This window comes from Micromonospora rosaria, assembly GCF_001567585.1.
Taxonomy (GTDB): Bacteria; Actinomycetota; Actinomycetes; order Mycobacteriales; family Micromonosporaceae; genus Micromonospora; species Micromonospora rosaria.
This window is the reverse complement of record NZ_LRQV01000001.1, coordinates 61,837-80,006: the sequence shown is the minus strand read 5'-3', so window position 1 is coordinate 80,006 and position 18,170 is coordinate 61,837. Positions and strand designations below refer to the sequence as shown.

General features: G+C 74.2%; 10 protein-coding genes. 7 read left to right on the top strand and 3 right to left on the bottom strand.

All coding sequences use genetic code 11. The features are described 5' to 3' along the window. The 4 genes from AWW66_RS00355 to AWW66_RS00340 all read left to right on the top strand — a co-directional run bounded on the left by AWW66_RS00355 (window position 1) and on the right by AWW66_RS00340 (window position 6,293). Window positions 1-738 (top strand): (Fe-S)-binding protein, encoded by a 738-nt coding sequence (locus AWW66_RS00355; protein WP_067359316.1) that lies wholly within the window; start codon window positions 1-3, stop codon window positions 736-738. Continuing rightward, a complete protein-coding gene (locus AWW66_RS00350; protein WP_067359250.1) occupies window positions 735-2,165 on the top strand; it encodes a lactate utilization protein B in 1,431 nt (476 codons plus the stop codon). Before AWW66_RS00355 ends, AWW66_RS00350 begins: the two co-directional genes overlap by 4 nt. Continuing rightward, the gene (locus tag AWW66_RS00345; RefSeq protein ID WP_083978093.1) at window positions 2,147-2,758 is read left to right on the top strand and encodes a LutC/YkgG family protein; all 612 of its coding nucleotides are present in this window, start codon (window positions 2,147-2,149) and stop codon (window positions 2,756-2,758) included. The genes AWW66_RS00350 and AWW66_RS00345 overlap by 19 nt, the downstream gene beginning before the upstream one ends. Before the next feature lie 331 nt (window positions 2,759-3,089). Further along, the gene (locus AWW66_RS00340; RefSeq protein WP_067359249.1) at window positions 3,090-6,293 is read left to right on the top strand and encodes an alpha-L-rhamnosidase; all 3,204 of its coding nucleotides are present in this window, start codon (window positions 3,090-3,092) and stop codon (window positions 6,291-6,293) included. Window positions 6,294-6,500: 207 nt separating this feature from the next. On the opposite strand, the gene AWW66_RS00335 is transcribed toward AWW66_RS00340, so the two are convergent. Beyond that, window positions 6,501-7,436 carry a GlxA family transcriptional regulator gene (locus AWW66_RS00335; protein ID WP_067359315.1) on the bottom strand — a complete coding sequence of 312 codons (936 nt, stop codon included), beginning with the start codon at window positions 7,434-7,436 and terminating at the stop codon, window positions 6,501-6,503. Window positions 7,437-7,508: 72 nt separating this feature from the next. Between AWW66_RS00335 and AWW66_RS00330 the strand changes: the two genes are divergently transcribed. Further along, window positions 7,509-7,844 (top strand): cupin domain-containing protein, encoded by a 336-nt coding sequence (locus AWW66_RS00330; protein ID WP_067359248.1) that lies wholly within the window; start codon window positions 7,509-7,511, stop codon window positions 7,842-7,844. A gap of 130 nt (window positions 7,845-7,974) precedes the next feature. Here the strand turns inward: AWW66_RS00330 and AWW66_RS35860 are convergent, their stop codons facing one another. Next, the gene (locus AWW66_RS35860) at window positions 7,975-11,109 is read right to left on the bottom strand and encodes a hypothetical protein (RefSeq protein ID WP_157527023.1); all 3,135 of its coding nucleotides are present in this window, start codon (window positions 11,107-11,109) and stop codon (window positions 7,975-7,977) included. A 238-nt stretch (window positions 11,110-11,347) separates the two neighbouring features. Between AWW66_RS35860 and AWW66_RS00320 the strand changes: the two genes are divergently transcribed. Further along, window positions 11,348-14,686: an ATP-binding protein gene (locus AWW66_RS00320; protein WP_169807031.1), complete on the top strand. Its 3,339-nt coding sequence runs from the start codon at window positions 11,348-11,350 to the stop codon at window positions 14,684-14,686. Between the two features lie 25 nt (window positions 14,687-14,711). On the opposite strand, the gene AWW66_RS00315 is transcribed toward AWW66_RS00320, so the two are convergent. After that, entirely contained in the window at window positions 14,712-15,398 is a 687-nt protein-coding gene (locus AWW66_RS00315; RefSeq protein WP_067359245.1) for a hemerythrin domain-containing protein, read from the bottom strand. 289 nt (window positions 15,399-15,687) lie between these two features. Between AWW66_RS00315 and AWW66_RS00310 the strand changes: the two genes are divergently transcribed. Further along, a complete protein-coding gene (locus AWW66_RS00310) occupies window positions 15,688-18,033 on the top strand; it encodes a lysylphosphatidylglycerol synthase transmembrane domain-containing protein (protein ID WP_067359244.1) in 2,346 nt (781 codons plus the stop codon). The last annotated feature ends 137 nt before the right edge of the window (window positions 18,034-18,170 follow it).

Genomic DNA, 18,170 nt, shown 5'->3' with positions numbered 1-18,170 from the left:
GTGCGGATCGCGCTGTTCGTGACCTGTCTGGCCGACACGGTGTTCCCGCAGGCGGCGAAGGCGACGGTACGGTTGCTGGAGCGGCTCGGCCACGAGGTGGTGTTTCCGGCGGGGCAGACCTGTTGTGGACAGATGCACGTGAACACCGGCTACCCGGGTGAGGCGGTGCCGTTGGTGCGGCGGTACGCGCGGACCTTCGACCCGTACGACGTGGTGGTGGCGCCGTCGGGGTCGTGTGTGGGGTCGGTACGGCACCAGCACGCGTGGGTGGCCCGGCGGGCGGGTGACGAGCGGTTGGCGAGCCGGGCGGAGTCGGTGGCGGCGCGGACGTACGAGTTGTCCGAGCTGCTGGTGGACGTGCTGGGGGTCACCGACGTCGGGGCGTACTTCCCGCACCGGGTGACGTACCACCCGACCTGCCACTCGCTGCGGTCGTTGCGGGTGGGTGACCGGCCGGCGCGGTTGCTGCGGGCGGTACGGGGGTTGACCCTGGTGGAGTTGCCGGCGGCGGAGCAGTGTTGCGGGTTCGGGGGGACGTTCGCGGTGAAGAACGCGGACACCTCGACGGCGATGCTGGCCGACAAGATGCGGCACGTGCTGTCGACCGGGGCGGAGGTGTGCACGGCGGGAGACGTGTCCTGTCTGATGCACATCGGCGGCGGGCTGTCCCGGCTGCGGGCCGGGGTGCGCACGGTGCACCTGGCGGAGATCCTGGCCTCGACGGAGGAGGCGGTATGACCCGGACCTTTCTCGGTATGCCGGCGACCGCGCCGCCGGGGGTGGGCCACCTGCGCGGCGACGAGCCGTTCCCGGCCGCCGCGCGGCGGGCCCTGGCCGACCCGCAGCTGCGCCGCAACCTCGGCCACGCCACCGGCACAATCCGGGGGAAGTCGGCGGCGGTGATCGACGAGGTGCCGGACTGGCCGCAGCTGCGGGCCGCCGGCGCGGCGATCAAGGCCGACGTCATGGCCCGCCTGCCGGACCTGCTCGTGCAGCTCGAAGCGGCGGTCACCGCCGCCGGGGGTGTCGTGCACTGGGCCCCGGACGCGGTCGAGGCGAACCGGATCGTCACCGGCCTGGTCGCGGCGACCGGCGCCGACCGGGTGATCAAGGTCAAGTCGATGGTCACCCAGGAGATCGGCCTGAACGAGGCCCTGTCGGCGGCGGGCATCACACCGGTGGAGACCGACCTCGCCGAGTTGATCGTGCAACTCGGCGAGGACCGGCCCAGCCACATCCTGGTGCCGGCGATCCACCGCAACCGGGCGGAGATCCGGGAGATCTTCCTGCGCGCGATGCCGGGCGTCGACCCCGGCCTCACCGACGAACCGGCCGCGCTGGCGGCGGCGGCCCGCCGGTACCTGCGGCAGACCTTCCTCAGCACGCCGGTGGCGGTCTCCGGGGCGAACTTCGCCGTCGCCGAGACCGGCACCCTCGCCGTGGTCGAGTCCGAGGGCAACGGGCGCATGTGCCTGACCCTGCCGCGCACCCTGATCACCGTGATGGGCGTGGAGAAGGTTATCCCCACCTGGCGGGACCTGGAGGTCTTCCTGCAACTGCTGCCGAGGGCGTCGACGGGCGAGCGGATGAACCCGTACACGTCGATGTGGACCGGGGTGACGCCGGGCGACGGGCCGCAGGAGTTCCACCTCGTGCTGCTGGACAACGGGCGCAGCGCCGTGCTCGCCGACCCCGTCGGCCGGCCGGCCCTACACTGCATCCGCTGCTCCGCCTGCCTCAACGTCTGTCCCGTCTACGAACGCACCGGGGGCCACGCCTACGGGTCGGTGTATCCGGGGCCGATCGGGGCGGTGCTGTCGCCGCAGCTCACCGGCGTCGCCGACAACGCCTCCCTGCCGTACGCGTCGACGCTGTGCGGGGCGTGTTACGACGCCTGCCCGGTGATGATCGACATTCCGTCGATCCTGGTGCACCTGCGCGCCGAGGCCCCCCATCCCCGCGCGGAGTCCACCGCGATGGCCGCCGCCGCGTACACGATGGACCACCCCACGCTGTACGCGGCGGCGCAGCGGGCCGCGCGGCTGAGCCGCCTCGCCGGCCAGCGGGGTCGGGGCCTGCCACCGCCGCTGTCCGGGTGGACCGCCAGCCGGGACCTGCCCGACCCGCCCGCGCAGACCTTCCGCGAGTGGTGGGCGGCGCGGTGAACGGCCGGGACGTGGTCCTGAGCCGGCTGCGCGCCGCGGTGTCCGCCGACGGGCCGGCCGGGCGGGTGCCCCGCGACTACCGGCGGGAGCGCCCGGTCGACCTCGACCGACTGGTGGAACGGCTGACCGACTACCGGGCCCGGGTGCACCGGGTGCCCGAGGCGGCCGTCGCCGACACGGTCGCCGGGCTGCTGCCGCCCGGCGCGACCGTCGTCGTGCCACCGGGGCTGCCGCCCGCCTGGCTGCCCCCGACGGTGGCCGCGCTGCCCGACGACGGACTCGACGTCGCGCGGATCGCCGCCGCGGACGGCGTCGTCACCGCTGCCGCCGTCGGCGTCGCCGACACCGGCACCGTCGTGCTCGACGGCTCACCGGACCAGGGGCGTCGGATCCTCACCCTCCTGCCGGACCTGCACATCTGTGTGCTCCGGGCCGCCCAGGTGGTGGCGGGGGTGCCGGAGGCGCTGGCCCGGCTGACCCCGCGCCGGCCGCTGACCTGGATCAGCGGGCCCTCCGCCACCAGTGACATCGAACTCGACCGGGTCGAGGGCGTGCACGGCCCGCGTGTCCTGCACGTCATCCTGCTGCCCTGACCGTCGGCGGCACCCGGCCGGGCGGCTACCGGCCGGCGGGGTGCCGGCGGCCGGATGCACCCCGGTTGACCAGGCACCACGTCCCGGACGGCCGAAGCCGGCCAGATTGTTTCTGGTCTATTGCCATGTGGTGACGTTTGCGCCAGGCTCATGGGCGCCCGGATCGATGAAACGATTCAAGCCCTGACCGGTCATCACCCTCACCCCCGCGACAGCGGTCGCTGTCGCGGCCCTCCCCCACCGGCTCCCGTGCCGGACCGGCGGGGACGGTCGCACCACACGGGTGGCTGATGACGGCGGGCCCCTGGGCACCTCTGTGAAGGGAGAACAGGTGCCATCCACCAGACGTACCAGCACCGTCCTCATCGGCGCCGGCCTGGCGCTCGTCCTGGCCGCGCCCCCGTTCGTCACGGGAGCACTCGGCTCCGGCCCGCCGACGGGAAAGCCGGGCAACGTCGAGGTGCTCGGCCTCGCCGTCGACGGCCGTCCCGACTCGCCCCGGGGCCTCGGCAACCCACGACCGACCCTGAGCTGGCAGTTCGTCGAGACACCCCGGTCCAGGTCCCACCCGTGCCACCGCCCGAACGCCCGTACCGCCTGCCCGGGTGACCGGCAGACCGCCTACGAGGTGCAGGCGGCCGAGAGCGAGAGCAAGCTCCACGCGGGACGGCTGATCTGGTCCTCCGGCAAGGTGACGGGCACCGAGCAACGCGCGGTGTTCGGCACGGCGCTGCGGTCCCGCGCCACGGTGGTGTGGCGGGTGCGTGTGTGGGACGCCGACCGGCAGGTCTCCGGCTGGTCCACCCCGGCCTCGTGGACGATGGGGCTGCTCGACCAGTCCGACTGGGGCGACGCCCGCTGGATCGACTACCCCGACCGCCAGGAGAACCAGCCACTGCCGATCTTCGCCCGGCGGTTCGACGTCCCCCGTGGCAAGAAGGTCAGCGCCGCCACGCTGCACCTGTCCGGCGTCGGCCTGCACCACGCCACGGTCAACGGCAAGGCGCTGACCGACGAGGTGCTGGCCCCCGGCAACTCCAACTACCAGCTCTCCAGCGAGTACCGCACCTACGACCTGACCCGGGTGGTGCGCAGCGGCAGCAACACCGTCGGCGTCGAACTCGGCAACGGCACGGCCTACGTGCGGCGCAGTGTCACCAACCCCGCCGTCGGCCGGACCTCCCCCTACTCCTGGTGGCAGAGCCAGCTCAAGGGCGCCGGGGTCCTCGCGGCCGACGTCCCGGCCGGGGCGACGACGGTCACCCTCGACGCCGTGACCGGGTACCACGTCGGCGGCACCATCAACATCGACACCGGCGGGGGCGGCGACCGCCTGGAGTCGCGCACCATCACCGCCATCGGCACCGCCGGCGCGGACGGCACCGGCATCACCTTCACCCCCGCCCTGAGCAGCGCCCACCGGGCGGGTGCCAAGGTCACCGGGTCCGGCAACTCCCTCGCGGCGAGCGACCCCTCGGCCGGGGCCGCCGTCACCCCCCGGTTCATCGGCCGGTTGGAGATCACGTACCAGGACGGCAGTCGCGCCGTCGTCACCGACCGGTCCTGGCGTACCGCGCTCGGCCCGCTGGTCACCGACGCCTGGTACGCCGGTTCCGACTACGACGCCCGCCGCGAGCAGCCGGGCTGGAACGAGGCGGGGTCGAACCTGACCGCGACCGCGACCCGCCGGGACGGCTCCCCGACGGGCTGGACCGCCGCCGGCATCGCCCCGCCGCCGAACCTGACCACCAGGCTGGTCGCCCGCGCCGCCGAGCCGATCGTCGAGTGGGAGCGGTTCACGCCGACGTCGGTGACCAACCCCGCGCCCGGCACCTGGGTCTTCGACTTCGGGCAGAACATCGTCGGGTGGCCCGAGCTGGACCTGCGGCGGGTGCCGGCGGGGACGACCGTGCGGATGTCCCCGGCGGAGTCGCTGAACCCGGACGGCACCGTCAACCAGAGCTCGCTCGGCCCGGGTGGCCGGGACACCGACCTGTTCAACACCTACACCGCGTACGGCGCCCCCCGGGGCGAGACCTGGCACCCGAAGTTCACCTACTTCGGCATGCAGTGGGTGCAGGTCACCGGCCTGCCCGAGGGGTACGTCCCGACGCGGGACCTGGTCACCGGCGTCCGGCTCCAGGCCGCCACCCCGGTGGCCAGCACCTTCACCAGTTCCGACGCGCGGATCAACCGGATCCACCGGATGTCGCGGTACTCGATCGCGGGCAACACGATGTCGGTCTTCACCGACTGCCCCGGTCGGGAGAAGCTGTCCTACCCGGCCGACTACACCATGCCGATGGGGGCCATCCACCGCAACTTCGACCTCACGGCGTACCTGCGGACCTCGATGCACCACCTGGTCGAGGGGCAGTCCGTGGCCGACACCCCGATGGCCGGCAACGTCGCGCTGAAGACCCCGGTCTACGACTGGGGGTACACCGGCAACTTCGGCGACGAGATCAACTGGGGCAACGCCATCGTCCTGGTCCCGGCGATGCTCTACGAGCTGTACGGCGACACCCAGACCATGCGGACGTACTACGACCGGATGGTGAAGTTCGTCGACTACATCCAGCGGGAGAAGGTGGGCACCGGCGACAACCAGCACATCGTCAACGCCGCCCTCGCCGACTGGGTCTCGGCCGAGCAGACCTCCGGCCGGATCGCCGGCACCTGGGGCTACTACATCATGATCACCAAGATGGCGATGATGGCCGAAGTGACCGGCCGTACCGCCGACGCCACCCGGTACACCGCGCTGGCCGCCGAGATCAGGACCGCGTTCAACCGGGCGTTCTTCAACGACACGCTCGGCTACTACACGGCCACCGGCAACGCCGGCACCGGCGGCGCCACCCAGGCGGCGCAGGCGCTGGCCCTCGACGCCGGGCTGGTGCCCGACGACAAGCGTCAGGGGGTGCTCGACCAACTCGTCAGGAACATCTACGAGTTCCACCCGAACGGCGACGGCCCCCACTTCAGCGGCGGCACCATCGGGATGGCGCCGATCGTGCGCGCGCTGGCCGCCGCCGGTCGCGACGACGTGCTGTGGGACCTGCTCCAGGAGGACACCGAGCCCAGCTACGGCTTCTTCCTCCAGTCCACTCCCGCCAACCCCGGTGGCTTCACCACCATCGGGGAGCGCTGGACCCGGGGCAGCTCGAAGAACCACATGATCCTCGCCCAGATCGAGGAGTGGTTCCAGTCCGGGGTCGCCGGCATCCGTGCCGCCGAGGGCGCGGTCGCGTACGAACGACTCGTGTTCCAGCCCAAGGCGGTCGGTGACCTGACCTTCGCCGAGGGCAGTTACACCACCCCCAGGGGTACGGCGGGCAGCGCGTGGCGGAAGTCCACCCAGCGGTTCACGCTGACGGTCACGGTGCCGACCAACACCACCGCCGAGGTCTGGGTGCCCACCGGTACGGGCCAGCAGGTCAGGACGCCCGCGCGGGCGACGTTCCAGCGCGTGGAGGCCGGGTACACGGTCTTCTCCGTGCCGTCCGGCACGTTCACCTTCACGGCCGCCTGAGCCACGAGGGGTGGGTCCTCCGACCGGACGGCGGAGGACCCACCTGCGGTGGCCCATGTGCCCGTCGCCGCGAGACGGCGTGTCGCGGACCGGGGGCGACCTCACGTCGGCGCGGAACACCCACCAGGAACAGATCTGCCACATTCGCTACGTCGCCTCGACGCCCCACGCGACGCGCTCTGGTCTGCCGGGTGTCGACGAGCGGCGTCACGACGCCCGGAAGGCTCGCCGGTAGGCGCTCGGGGTGGTGCCGACCTGGGCTCGGAAGCGGCGGCGCAGGTTGACCGCCGACCAGAGACCGACGCGGGCCGCGATCGCCTCGACCGGCAGGTCCGTCTTCTCGAGCAGGGCGCGGGCCTCGGACACCCGCCGCGACAGCAGCCACGCCCCGGGGCTCGTGCCGAGCTGCTCGGCGAAGCGCCGGGCCAACGTGCGGGGCGAGACGCGGAGGTGGGCGGCCAGGTCACCGACCGACAGCGGCTCGGCGAGGCGCGCGCCGGCCCACGCCAGAAGCCCGTCCAGCGCGTCCCCGGGGGTCGGGGATGGCACGTACGGCTTGTGGCCGCCCGCACGCTGCGCCGGCATCACCATGTGCCGTGCGAGCAGGGCGGCGTACGCGGCGCCGTGGTCCTGTCGGACCAGGTGCAGGCACAGGTCGATGCCCGCGCCCGCGCCGGCGCTGGTGGCGACGTCACTGTGGTCGACGTAGAGGGCGTCCGCCGTCACGCGCACCCGGGGGAACTCCCGCCGCAGTTGGTCGGCGCGCGCCCAGTGCGTGGTGGCCGACCGGCCGTCCAGCAACCCCGTGCGAGCCAGGGCGAACACACCGGAACAGATCGTGACGAGCCGGGCCCCACGGGCGTGGGCGTGCAGCAGCGCGGCGCGCACGTCGGCGGAGAGCGGCGCGCTCACCGGCGACCAACCCGGGATGATCACGGTGTCGGCGGCGTCGAGCGCCGACAGGCCCTGCGACACGGACATCACGTACCCGGCCGACGTCAGGACGGCACCGGGCCGCTCCGCGCACAGGCCGAACTCGTAGTGCTGCGGCACCTCGGCCCGGGCCGTACCGAAGACCTCGGCGGCCAAGCCGAGCTCGAACGTCGACTGCACCGGGCGCACCAGAGCCACCACCCGATGCATGGCAGGAAAGTACCCCACGGTGTCCCGGTCGACACTGTTCGCCGCGCGGTCCGTCACCGCACCGTGGGAGGCATGCATCCTGAGATCCTCGACCAAGAGGGCTACGCCTGGGCCACCGTCGCCGACTCCCCCGTCCGGGAACTCTTCCCCGGGATCCGGCTCCGCTCGCTGCGGACGGGGCCGACCGGCGCGCACGCCCACGTGCTCGAAATGGACCCGGGCACGTCCTGGCCGCGCCGCGACGTGCACGGGCCCGGACCGGAGGAGGTCTACGTGATCGCGGGCACCTTCCACGACGGCGCACGCGACTACCCGGCCGGGACGTTCCTGCACGCCCCGGCCGGTTCGTGGCACGTTCCCGCGACCGCCACCGGCTGCACGCTGTTCCTCTTCTACCCGCACGGATAGCGCCACCGCTCGCGGCCCCCGACGGCTGAACGGGTGCGACAGGCCAGGACGCTGACCGCAGCAGCCACCCCGGACCGTCGCGCCGGCGGAGGGCTCACCACGACGGTGAGCCCTCCGCACCTGGCTGCGGTCAGGCCGCGCGCACCGCCACGTTCGTCGCGCGGAGCAGCCCGACGACGCTCTTCACCGCCGCCAGGCCCTCCTGGTGGGTGCCGGCGGTGATCCGGCCGGACCAGTGGCCGTACCGGTCGGCGAGGGTGCCGATGCCGGCCGACCCGGCCTGGACGACGCACGAGCCGAGCGGGTCGTCCGGCGCCTGGGCGGCCGGGGCCGCCGGGCATCCGACGCCGAAGCGTTCCTGCTGCGCCAGCGGGCTCAGCCCGGAGACGTCACCCTGGCAGGGGTCCCAGTCCAGCTGCTGCTGGCAGCTGGCGTAGTTCGCCAGCGCCCGCTGGTAGGCGTTGGCCAGGTGCAGCGACCCGCTGTTGTAGCTGTCCTGGCTGCGCGGCAGGCGGTAGTCCGCCGGCAGCGACCGGTCACCGAAGAGGTGGCCGCGCATGACGTCGTCCCGATCCAGCGCCGAGGACCAGCCCAGGTCCGAGAAGATCTGCAGCATCCGTACCGCGTCGGAGACCTTCTTCCCGGCCTCCCACAGTTGGTGCGACAGCGACCAGGTGCCCGCCGGCGGGCGGTCCACGCCGGTGCCGAGCGCCGCCACCCGGTAGTAGTAGCGCTGCTTGCCGGTCAGCATGGCCTGGGTCTTGGTCCGGGCCAGCGCCAGCGCTTCGGCGTTGTCCACCACGGTGCCCCGGCTGTCCATCGCCGCCCGGTACGTCGAGTTCCACTTGCTGGTGAGGTAGTAGTCGGGTTCCCGGCAGTAGCCGCTCGGCGGGTTGGACCGCTGATCCCACAGGCAGATGTCGGTCAGCCTGGTCTGCCAGGTCACCGTCCGCACGTCCTGCCAGTCACCGCCGAACCACTTCGCCTGCTGCCGGACGACCAGCCGCAGGTCGCCGTTCGTCTGCTGGTATCGCGGGCCGTCGTTCACCTCCAGGTTGACGAACTCCCGGTCGATGCAGGAGCGCAGCTGCGGGCGGTGGCCGGGTGCCATCGCGTAGGCGGCGAGGTGGTAGACGTTGGGCAGGTCCGAGCGGTTGACCCGGCTGGGGACGGTGAGGTTCGTGCCCATCGAGGAGTCGCAGAAGGACAGGTGAGGGGCGTCCGGGACACGGCCGGCGGCCGGGACGTCCTGGTCGACGCTGCCCCACATGTCGTAGTCCCGGTCGGTCTCCACCCAGCGCACCCCCCGGCCGACGTCGTCGAGGGCGGTCTTCCACTGGCCGACCGCCGTCCGGTAGTCGGCGGTCAGCCGCTGAAACAGGGCGTTGGTGCCACCGTCCACGGTGGGCGCGCTGAACTGTCGCACCCGGCGGTTGACCGCGTCGCCCGCGGCGATCGTGCTCGCCGTCTCGGCGGCGGCGACCTGGGCCGCGTACTGCGGGTTCTGCAGTTGCAGGATGAGGTTGGCCCGAGCGCCGAGCAGCCACGCCGACGGGTTGGCCACTCCGGAGGCCGGCTGGTCGCCGGGGGCGGGGGTGAGCGCGACGCCCCGGGCCCCCACCCACTGGGCGAGGTAGTCGATCGCGCCGGCCGGCAGGTGCAGGTTGACCGTGCCCACCGGGTCGGCCAGCGACGTGCCGGCCGGGACGACGTACGGTGCCTGCCGGGCGCTGTCGGCCGCGAAGGTACGGGTCGGTGAGTCGGCCTGGTCGAAGTAGGTCGCGAGGGAGTCGATCGGCGTGCCGGTGCGGGCCTCCCGGTGCACGTACCGGTCGACGCTGGTCTTCAACGGCTGCTGGGCGATCTGCTCGAAAGCGGCCTGGCTCGCCAGCGCCAGGGTGTCGACCCGCTGGTCGAGGACGATCAGCTGGCCGGCGATGACGGTGAGCTGGGCGCGTACCTCGGCGAGGTCCCGGGACAGCGCGGTCAGTTGGGCGCTGAGCCCGTCGTACATCGCGCCGAGCATCTTCTCGATCCGGTCGAACCGCTTGTCCATGCCGGCGGCCAGTCGGTTGATCTGGTCGCGCAGGGCGGCGATCTCCCGGGCGGTGCCGGCGTCGGCGCCGCCGTCGCCGGTGAACAGCGGCAGCAGGATCATCGCCGCGCCGACCAGGCCGCCGACCAGGGTGAACGTCGACATCGCCAGCGCCGCCGTGGTGATGCCGGCCGCCGAGATCGCCGCGGTGTACGTGGTGATCGCCGAGATGGCGCCGACCACGGCCTTGGCGATGGTCTCGATCTGCTTGCCGAACTGCTTGTCCACCATCCCGGCGAGTTTGCCGAGGACGGTGACGGCCTGGCCGAGCTTCTCGTTGAGTTTGCGGTCGGCCTCCGCCTTCGCCTTGGCCGCCGCCTCGTCGGCGCTGGTCGGCTTGGTCGGCCCGTCGATCGGGAACCGGTCGGACTGGGCGACCACGTCGGTCACCGTGGTCGCGGCCCGCTGGCGGAGCGCGGCGAGGGCCGCGTCGAGTTGCGACTGGATCTCCGCCCGGTAGGCGTCCCGGTCGTGGCGCTTCGCGGTGATCGCCGCCAGGTCGAGGTGTCCGCTCAGGTCGGGCAGCTGCGCGAGGTCGGCCGCCGGGGTGTCCAGGCGGAGGCCGAGCCGGGTGCCGACCGCGCCGTTCCACACCTCGGCGAGGGTCGGATCGGTGGCGGCGCGGGCGTGCAGCGTGCCCCACACCTCGGTCAGCGCGCCCCGGGAGACGATCTCCCACAGGTGGTCCTGGGTGCCGCTGCGGATCTGTTCGATCGGCGGCACGATGCCGCCCAGTTCCTCTCCGGTGGTGCTGCGCAGCAGCGCCTTGACCGCCGGGCCGCCGAGGTGGGCGTCGCCGCTGCCGGCGAGCTTCGCCATCGCCGTGCCCAGCAGGTGCAGCTTCCCGGGTGACTCGTCGGACGCCGCGACGGCCTGCCCGACGAGGGTGGTGACGGTGTTCAGGTGGGTGGTGACGGTCGCGGTGTCGGCCGTCGGGTGCGTGCCGCGCCAGTCGCTCAGCTCGGCGGCGACCACGGCGTCCAGCAGGCCACGGGTGCCGCCCTCACGGACCTGGACGACCGCCGCGAACAGGGCGTGGTGCACGGCCTGCTCGTCGTACGGGACGGGGTCGGCGGCGACCGCCGGTCCGGCCAGCCCGACGGCCAGGCTCACGCCGGTCACGGCCGCGAGCCACCGGCAGGGGTGGCTGAGGCCTCTCGTGGTTCTCAATCGATGTCCTTCCTCCGGCGTCCCGCAGGTCTGTGGGACGGGGTGCGGGTTCCATCAGGCCGCAGGAGGGTTGGCGCGCCCTTAACGTCGTCTTGGTGGGCTGGTGGGGTCCGGTGGCAGGCGTCCGAGCGGACCGGTCCGGGGTGCTGCCGGGTCCGCGGGGGCTGGCCGACCGGTTGATCGGGTAGCTGTCGGATAGTGGATCTCCCGAATGGTCGCGGCTCACTACGGTGGCAGCGTGACGAGGATCGGTGTGCTCGGCCCCGTGTGGGCACTGCGCGACGGCGTCCCGATCGACCTCGGGGCGCCGCGACAGCGCGCGGTGCTGGCCCGGCTCGTCGCCGGCGGCGGTCACGTGGTCTCGGTCGACCAGCTCGTCGAGGACCTTTGGTCGGGAGACCCGCCGCCCCGGGCCCAGGCGGCCCTGCAGGTGTACGTGTCGAACCTGCGCCGGGCGTTGGAGCCGGACCGCCCGCCCCGCCATCCCGCCCGGATCCTCGTCACGGCGGCCCCGGGGTACGCCCTGCGGCTGCCGACGTCCCAGGTGGACGCCTGGCGGTTCGAGGCGGCGGTGCGGACGGCGACGCGGGTCACCGGGACGCCGCCGCAGGCGGCGCTGGCCGACCTGGACGAGGCCCTGGCGGGTTGGGACGGCGGTCTGCCGTACGCGGAGTTCGTCGGGGAGCCGTGGGCGGACCGGGAGAGCGACCGGCTGGGCCGGCTGCGGCTGACCGCCGTCGAACAGCGCGCGAGGCTGCTGCTCGACGTGGACCGCGCCGACGAGGTGGTCCTCGACCTCGATCCGCTCGTGCGGGAGCACCCGCTGCGGGAGCAGGCCGCGGTGCTGCTCGCGGTCGCGTTGTACCGCCTGGGACGGCAGGCCGACGCGTTGGACGTGGTGCGGGCGGCGCGGGCCGCGCTGAGCGAGCAGGTGGGCATCGACCCGGGGCCGGAGCTGCGGGGCCTGGAGACGGATCTGCTGCGGCAGGACCCCCGGCTGGGGCCGTCGGCCGCCCGGATCGCCCGTCCGGTGGCCGCTGCCGGGCGGGCCGAGCCACCGCCTGCCGGAGGGCATCGGCCGTCCGCCGCGCCGGCGCCGGTGGGGCGTGCGGCGGAGCTGGCCCGGATGCGCGCGGCGGCCGACCGCGTCACCGGCGCCGGGCTCGGCTTCTGCTGGGTCGGCGCCGACGCGGGCGGCGGGAAGTCGACGCTGGCCCGGCACCTCGCCGGGGGCCTCGCCGCCGACGGCTGGATCACCGCGACCGGCACCTGCCCTCAGGTGGAGGGCGCGCCACCGGCCTGGGCGTGGCACGAGGTGGTCACCGCCGCCCGTACGCGGTTCCCGCTCGACGAGGCGGAGGCGGCTGGCCTGCGGCTGCTCGTGGACCCCGGGACCGCCACGGCGGCCGGCGCCGGGCGGTACGACGAGTTCCACCTGCGGCAGGCGCTGGGGGCCTACCTGTGCCGGCTGGCCGGTCACGGCCCGCTGCTCGTCGTGATCGAGGACCTGCACCGGGCCGACGACGAGACCCTGCGCGTCCTGCGTCACCTCGCCGCCACCCTCGCCGACGCGCCGGTCCTGGTGGTGGCGACGTTCCGCCCGGACGAGGTGACCGAGGACGTGGTGGCGGCCCGGGCCGCGCTCACCGGCGTGCCGGCGGTGGAACTGCACCTCGACGGCCTCGACGACGGGGCCGTCGCCGAGCTGCTGCGGCGGCACGGCGTCGACACCACCGACACCGAGCTGCTGCGCACGGTGCGGGACCGGTCGGCGGGGAATCCGCTGTTCACGATCGAGTTGGCCCGGCTGATCGCGGCCGAAGGGCCCGGGTCGGCGCTGGACGGCATTCCCGCCGCGCTGGGTCACGTGCTGGCCCGGCGGTTGGCACGGCTGCCGGCCGCCGCCCAGACGGTGCTGCGGCACGCCGCCGTCCTGGGGCCCGACGCCGAGGTCGACATCCTGGTCGCGGTCGACGGCGGCCCCGAGGAGCCGGTTCTCGACGGCCTGGAGGCCGGGGTGACCGCGGGTCTGCTCGTGGAGCCCGAGCCGGGGCGGATCCGTTTCGCGCACGCCCTGCTGCGGGACGCGCTCTACCACAGCGTGCCGCTGCTGCGACGGACCCGGATGCACCACCGGATCCTCACGGTGCTGCGTGCCGAGCGCGCCGACGACGTGGCCGCGTTGGGGCGGCACGCCCTCGCCGCGCTCACCCCGGCCACCGCCGGGGACGCGATCGGTCACCTGGCCGCCGCCGCCCGCCGGGCCGGTGACCTCGGCGCGCCCCGGGAAGCCGCCGTGCTCTGGGCGGGCGCGCTGCGCGCGGCCGACCTCACCCCCGCCGCTTCCGCGCGTACCCGTCTGGACCTGCTCTGTCAGCGGGCCACCGCGAGCGCGCTCGCCGGTGACGTGCTGACCGCCCGCGCCGCGCGCGCCGACGCGGTGCGGCTGGCCACCGGGTTGGACGACCCGCTGGCGGTGCACTCCGCGTTGACCTGTTTCGACGCCCCGGTGACCTGGACCATCCGGCCGGACCGCGCCGTCGACGGGCCGTTGGTCCGGCTGCTGGAGCAGGAGCTGTCCCGGGTGGGCGGGGACGGGCCGGCGCTGCGGTCCCGGCTGCTGAGCACCCTGGCCTTCGAGATCGAGGGTGCCGATCTGCGGCGTGCCGACGAGGTCACCCGGGAGGGCCTCGCGCTGGCCCGCCGGCAGGACGACCCGGCGGTGCTCTGCCGGGCGCTCAACGCCCGCTACTTCGTCACGGTCGCCCCCGCGTACCGGGCCGAGCTGCCGGAGGTCGGGCGGGAGTTGCTGGCGGTCGCCGAGGCGGCGGGGCTCACCGCGTACCAGTGCGAGGCCCACCACATCCTGTACCAGGCCGCGCTCGCCGAGGCCGACTTCGAGCGGGCGCGGTACCACGTCGACCGGGCGGTCGAGGAGGCCACCACGGGTCAGCTCGGCCTGATCCTCGCCGTGATGGGGTGGTTCACCGGTCTGCGCGCGCTCTTCGCCGGGGATCTCGACGAGGCGTCGCGCCGGTACGCGGAGGTCAGCGAGCGGATGGTTCGCGTCGGTGGTCCCAACGCGGCGGCGATGGGGTTGATGGGCCGGTTCACGGTGCTCAGCACGGTCGGGCGCGGACACGAGGTGCTGGAGGAGATCCGGCAGGTGCACGCGCGGGTGCCCGACGACACGCACGACGTGTTGGCCCACGCGCTGCTGTCCGCGGGTGACCGGGCGGCGGCCCGGGCGGTGTGGCGGCCCCAGACCCCGATTCGCCCCGACTACCTGTGGCTGTACTGGATGACGCTGCGCGGGCAGGTCGCGGCGCGGCTCGGTGACCGGCCGGCGGCGCGGCGCTGCTACCAGGAGCTGTTGCCGTGGGCGGGGCGGTTCGCCGGGCTGGAGTGCGGGTCGATCTCGCTCGGTCCGGTGGACCAGACCCTCGCCGAGCTCGCCGCCGCGGTGGGTGACCCGGCCGCCGCCGGGCACCGGGCGGCCGGGCTCCGGCTGGCCCGCCGGGTCGGTGCCGTGCCGTGGAGCGACGAGTCGGCGTACGCGCCGGCGGCGGTGCGCTGAGCGGGTCACCGGTGCGGGGGCGGCGTCACGTGCCGAAGACCGTCGCCTCCCGACGACGGAACCCGGGTCGCAGCGCCACCAGCATCAGCCGCAGCATCGGCCCGGCGATCCGCTTCAGCTCGTCGAGTTCCTCCGGGTGGGCGTACCGCTCGATCCGGGGCAGCTCGAAGCGCAGCGCGCCGCCCTTGCGGACGGCCCGTTCCACGGTGTTCCAGTCGGTCACGCTGACGTACCGGCGGATCACCGGGAAGATCAGCCGTTCCTCCTCCTCGATGTGCTCGTCGAGGACGTCGCGCAGGTGGGCGAGGGTCGCGGCGAGCCGCCGGGCGACGGTGTGCGCCCGGCCCGCTGCGGGACGGCCCTCGGCGTACGCGGCCAGGAGGTCGTCCGCCGCGACGCGGACCTCGTCCAGCACCGGGTCGAGGGCCGCGTGGTCGTCGCTGAGGTCCCGCAGGTCGATCTCCGCGCCCGCCGACCGGGCCAGCACCGGCCAGAGGACCTGGTCCTCCATCGCGTGATGGTGGTGGATGCCGTCGCAGAGCAGCCGCAGGTACGTCCGCAGGGCCGTCGCCCGGCGGCGGTCGTACGTGAGCTGGCCGGCCGCCACGCGACCGACCAGGTCGGCCAGCCGGCGGGTGTCGGACCGCATGGTGCGGTGGTTGATCCGGAAGCCGGTGAGGTTCGGCTCGTCGTGGTGGGTCGTGCTGCCCATGGTCTCCTCCGGCCGCGCCGGCGGCGGCCTGGTCGGGGTGGTCGGCTACCGGTGGGCCGCTCCGCGGCGGCCACCGGCTGGTGTGTCCCGACTGTGGAGGGGGGCGTTTGGCGCGCACTTGGCGTCGACTTGGCGGGGCCGGCGCAAGGCCCCGACGACGCCGGTCGGTCGCTTTCGGGCGACCCGAGGGCGGAAACCCTGCGCGCCGCAGGGTGGACCCGTAGGTTCGAGCGGCGGCAGATCCGCGACGCCCCCGGGCGCCAGGAAGAGACAGCCCCGGCGAGGACCCGTGAGAGCCCGAACGCATCGTCCGACGCCGGCGGTGCTGGTCAGCCTGGCCGTCTCGGCCGTGCTGCTGGTCGTGGTGAGCCTGCTGGTACGCCACCAGCCGGTCGCGGCCTGGGAGCGGGACCTGTTCACCCTGCTGAACCGCCTGCCGGCCGGGGTGACCCCGGCACTGGTCGTGGTCATGCAGGTCGGCGTGTACCCCGCGGTCTTCGTCGCCGCCGCGCTCGCCGCGCTGCTCCGCCGGTTCGCGGTGGCCCGGGACCTGCTCCTGGCCGGCAACCTGGCGTACTGGCTGGCGGTCGTCACCAAGGCCGCGGTGGCCCGGCACCGCCCGGACGTCCTGCCGGCCGACGTCACGCTGCACGACACCGTCACCGGCACCTGGGGGTACCCCTCCGGGCACGTCGCGGTCGCCACCGCCCTGGCGCTGGTCGCGGCGCGGGCCGGCGGCGTCCGCTGGCGTCGCCTGATGGGGGTGCTGGTCGTGGTGGTGGCGGTGGCCCGGGTGCACGTCGGCGCGCACCTGCCGGTGGACGCCGTCGGCGGGGTCCTGGTCGGCTGGTTCGCGGTCTGCCTGACCCGGCTGGTGGTCGGGGAGGCCGGCCCGGAACGGTCCGTCGGTGTGCTGCGCCATGCCCTGTGGCGGCGCGGCTTCGACGTGGTGGCGTTGACGCCGTTGAGCGGCGACGCCCGTGGCTCGTGGCCCTGGCGGGCGGAGACCGCCGACGGGCGACGGTTGTTCGTCAAGGTGACCGGTGGGCAGCAGCGCGACGCGGACTGGGCGTACAAGCTCTACCGGCGGGTGCGCTACCGGCACGTCGCCGACGCGCCGCCGTCCCTCAGCGCGAAGCAGCAGAGCGAGCACGAGACGTACCTGACGCTGCTGGCGGAGCGGGCGGGCGTGCGGGTACCGCCGGTCGTCACGACCGCCACCCTGCCCGGCGGCGACGCGGTCCTGGTGCAGGAGTACGTCGACGCCACCCCGCTGGACTCGACCGTCGGGCCGCTGCCGGTGGAGCCGATCGCGGACGTGTACCGGCAGGTGGCGACGCTGCACCGGGCCGACATCGCGCACCGGGACCTGCGGGCGGCCAACATCCTCGTCGACCGGCGGGCGGCCTACCTGGTCGACGTGGGGTTCGGCGTCGACGACGCCCGGACCGACCAGCAGGCCCAGGACGTCGTGCAGGTGCTGGTCACCTGCGCCGTCCGGGTGCACCCGGTGACCGCCGTCGACCTCGCGATGGCGCACCTGGGCGCCGAGCGGGTCGCCGAGAGCCTGCCCTACCTGCAACGACCGGTCCTGCCCCGGGCCATCCGCGACGCGCTGGAGCACACCCCGGGCCTGCTTGAGGATCTCCGGGACGAGATCCTGCGCCGCTGCCCGCAGCGCAGGCCGAGGCTGGCGCGGGTCGTGCGGATCACCCCGCGCGGCGTGCTGCTGCTGATCGCGCTCGGCCTGCTGGTGCACGTCCTGCTCCCCCAGGTCGGCGAGGTCCGTACCGCGCTGCGGCTGATGCTGCACGCCCACCCGGTGGCGCTCGGCGCGACCCTGCTCGGCTCGGCGGCGACCTACCTGCTCAGCGCGGTCGTCCTACGCCTGGCCACCACCCGCCGGGTACCGCTCGGCGAGGCGACCGTGGTCCAGGTCGCCGCCTCGTTCGCCAACCGGCTGGCTCCCGGCAGCGTCGGCGGAGCCGCGCTGAGCCTGCGCTACCTGCACCAGAAGGGCCTGACCGCCGCCGAGTCGGCCACCGCCGTGGTGGTCTCCCGGACCGCCGGCGTGGTGTCGGTGGGGCTGCTGCTGCCCCTGCTGCTGCCCTTCGCGCGGCAGCCCACCCGTACCGCCGAACATGCCGCCACCAGCAAGGCCCTGCCCGTCCTCCTCGGTGTCCTCGCGGTGCTGCTCGCCACCGCGGGGGCGCTGGCCGTACCCCGGCTGCGGCACCACGTCCGCGCGGCGGTCCACCAGAGCCGCACCGCCCTGCGCGCCCTCGTCCACCAGCACCGGCTGATCCGGCTGGCGGGGGCGGCCACGGCCCTCACCCTCGCCTACGGGCTCAGCCTCTACGCCGGCCTGCTGGCCGTCGGTCAACCCGCGACGCTGGCCCTGCTGCCGCCGGTCCTGCTCGTCTGCATCATCGGCGAGGGGGTGGCCTCCGCGGCGCCCACCCCCGGCGGTCTCGGTGCCACCGAGGCGGCCCTGGTCTCCGGGCTGCTCCTGTCCGGCGTGCACACCGACACCGCCGTCGCCGGTGTCCTCGTCTACCGCCTGGCCACCTTCTGGATCCCCGTCCCGATCGGCTACCTCGCCCTGCGGGCGTTGTCCCGGCGACATCTCCTGTGACCACCCGCGTCGGCCGGGACCGGGGAGCGCCCAGCGGCGACGGTGGCGACACGCCGACGCCCTCCACAGCTGCGGTCCGGCGGGGACGTTTGGTCGCCGTGATGCCGGGTAGCCGGCGGCGGCTGAAAGGGCGGTGG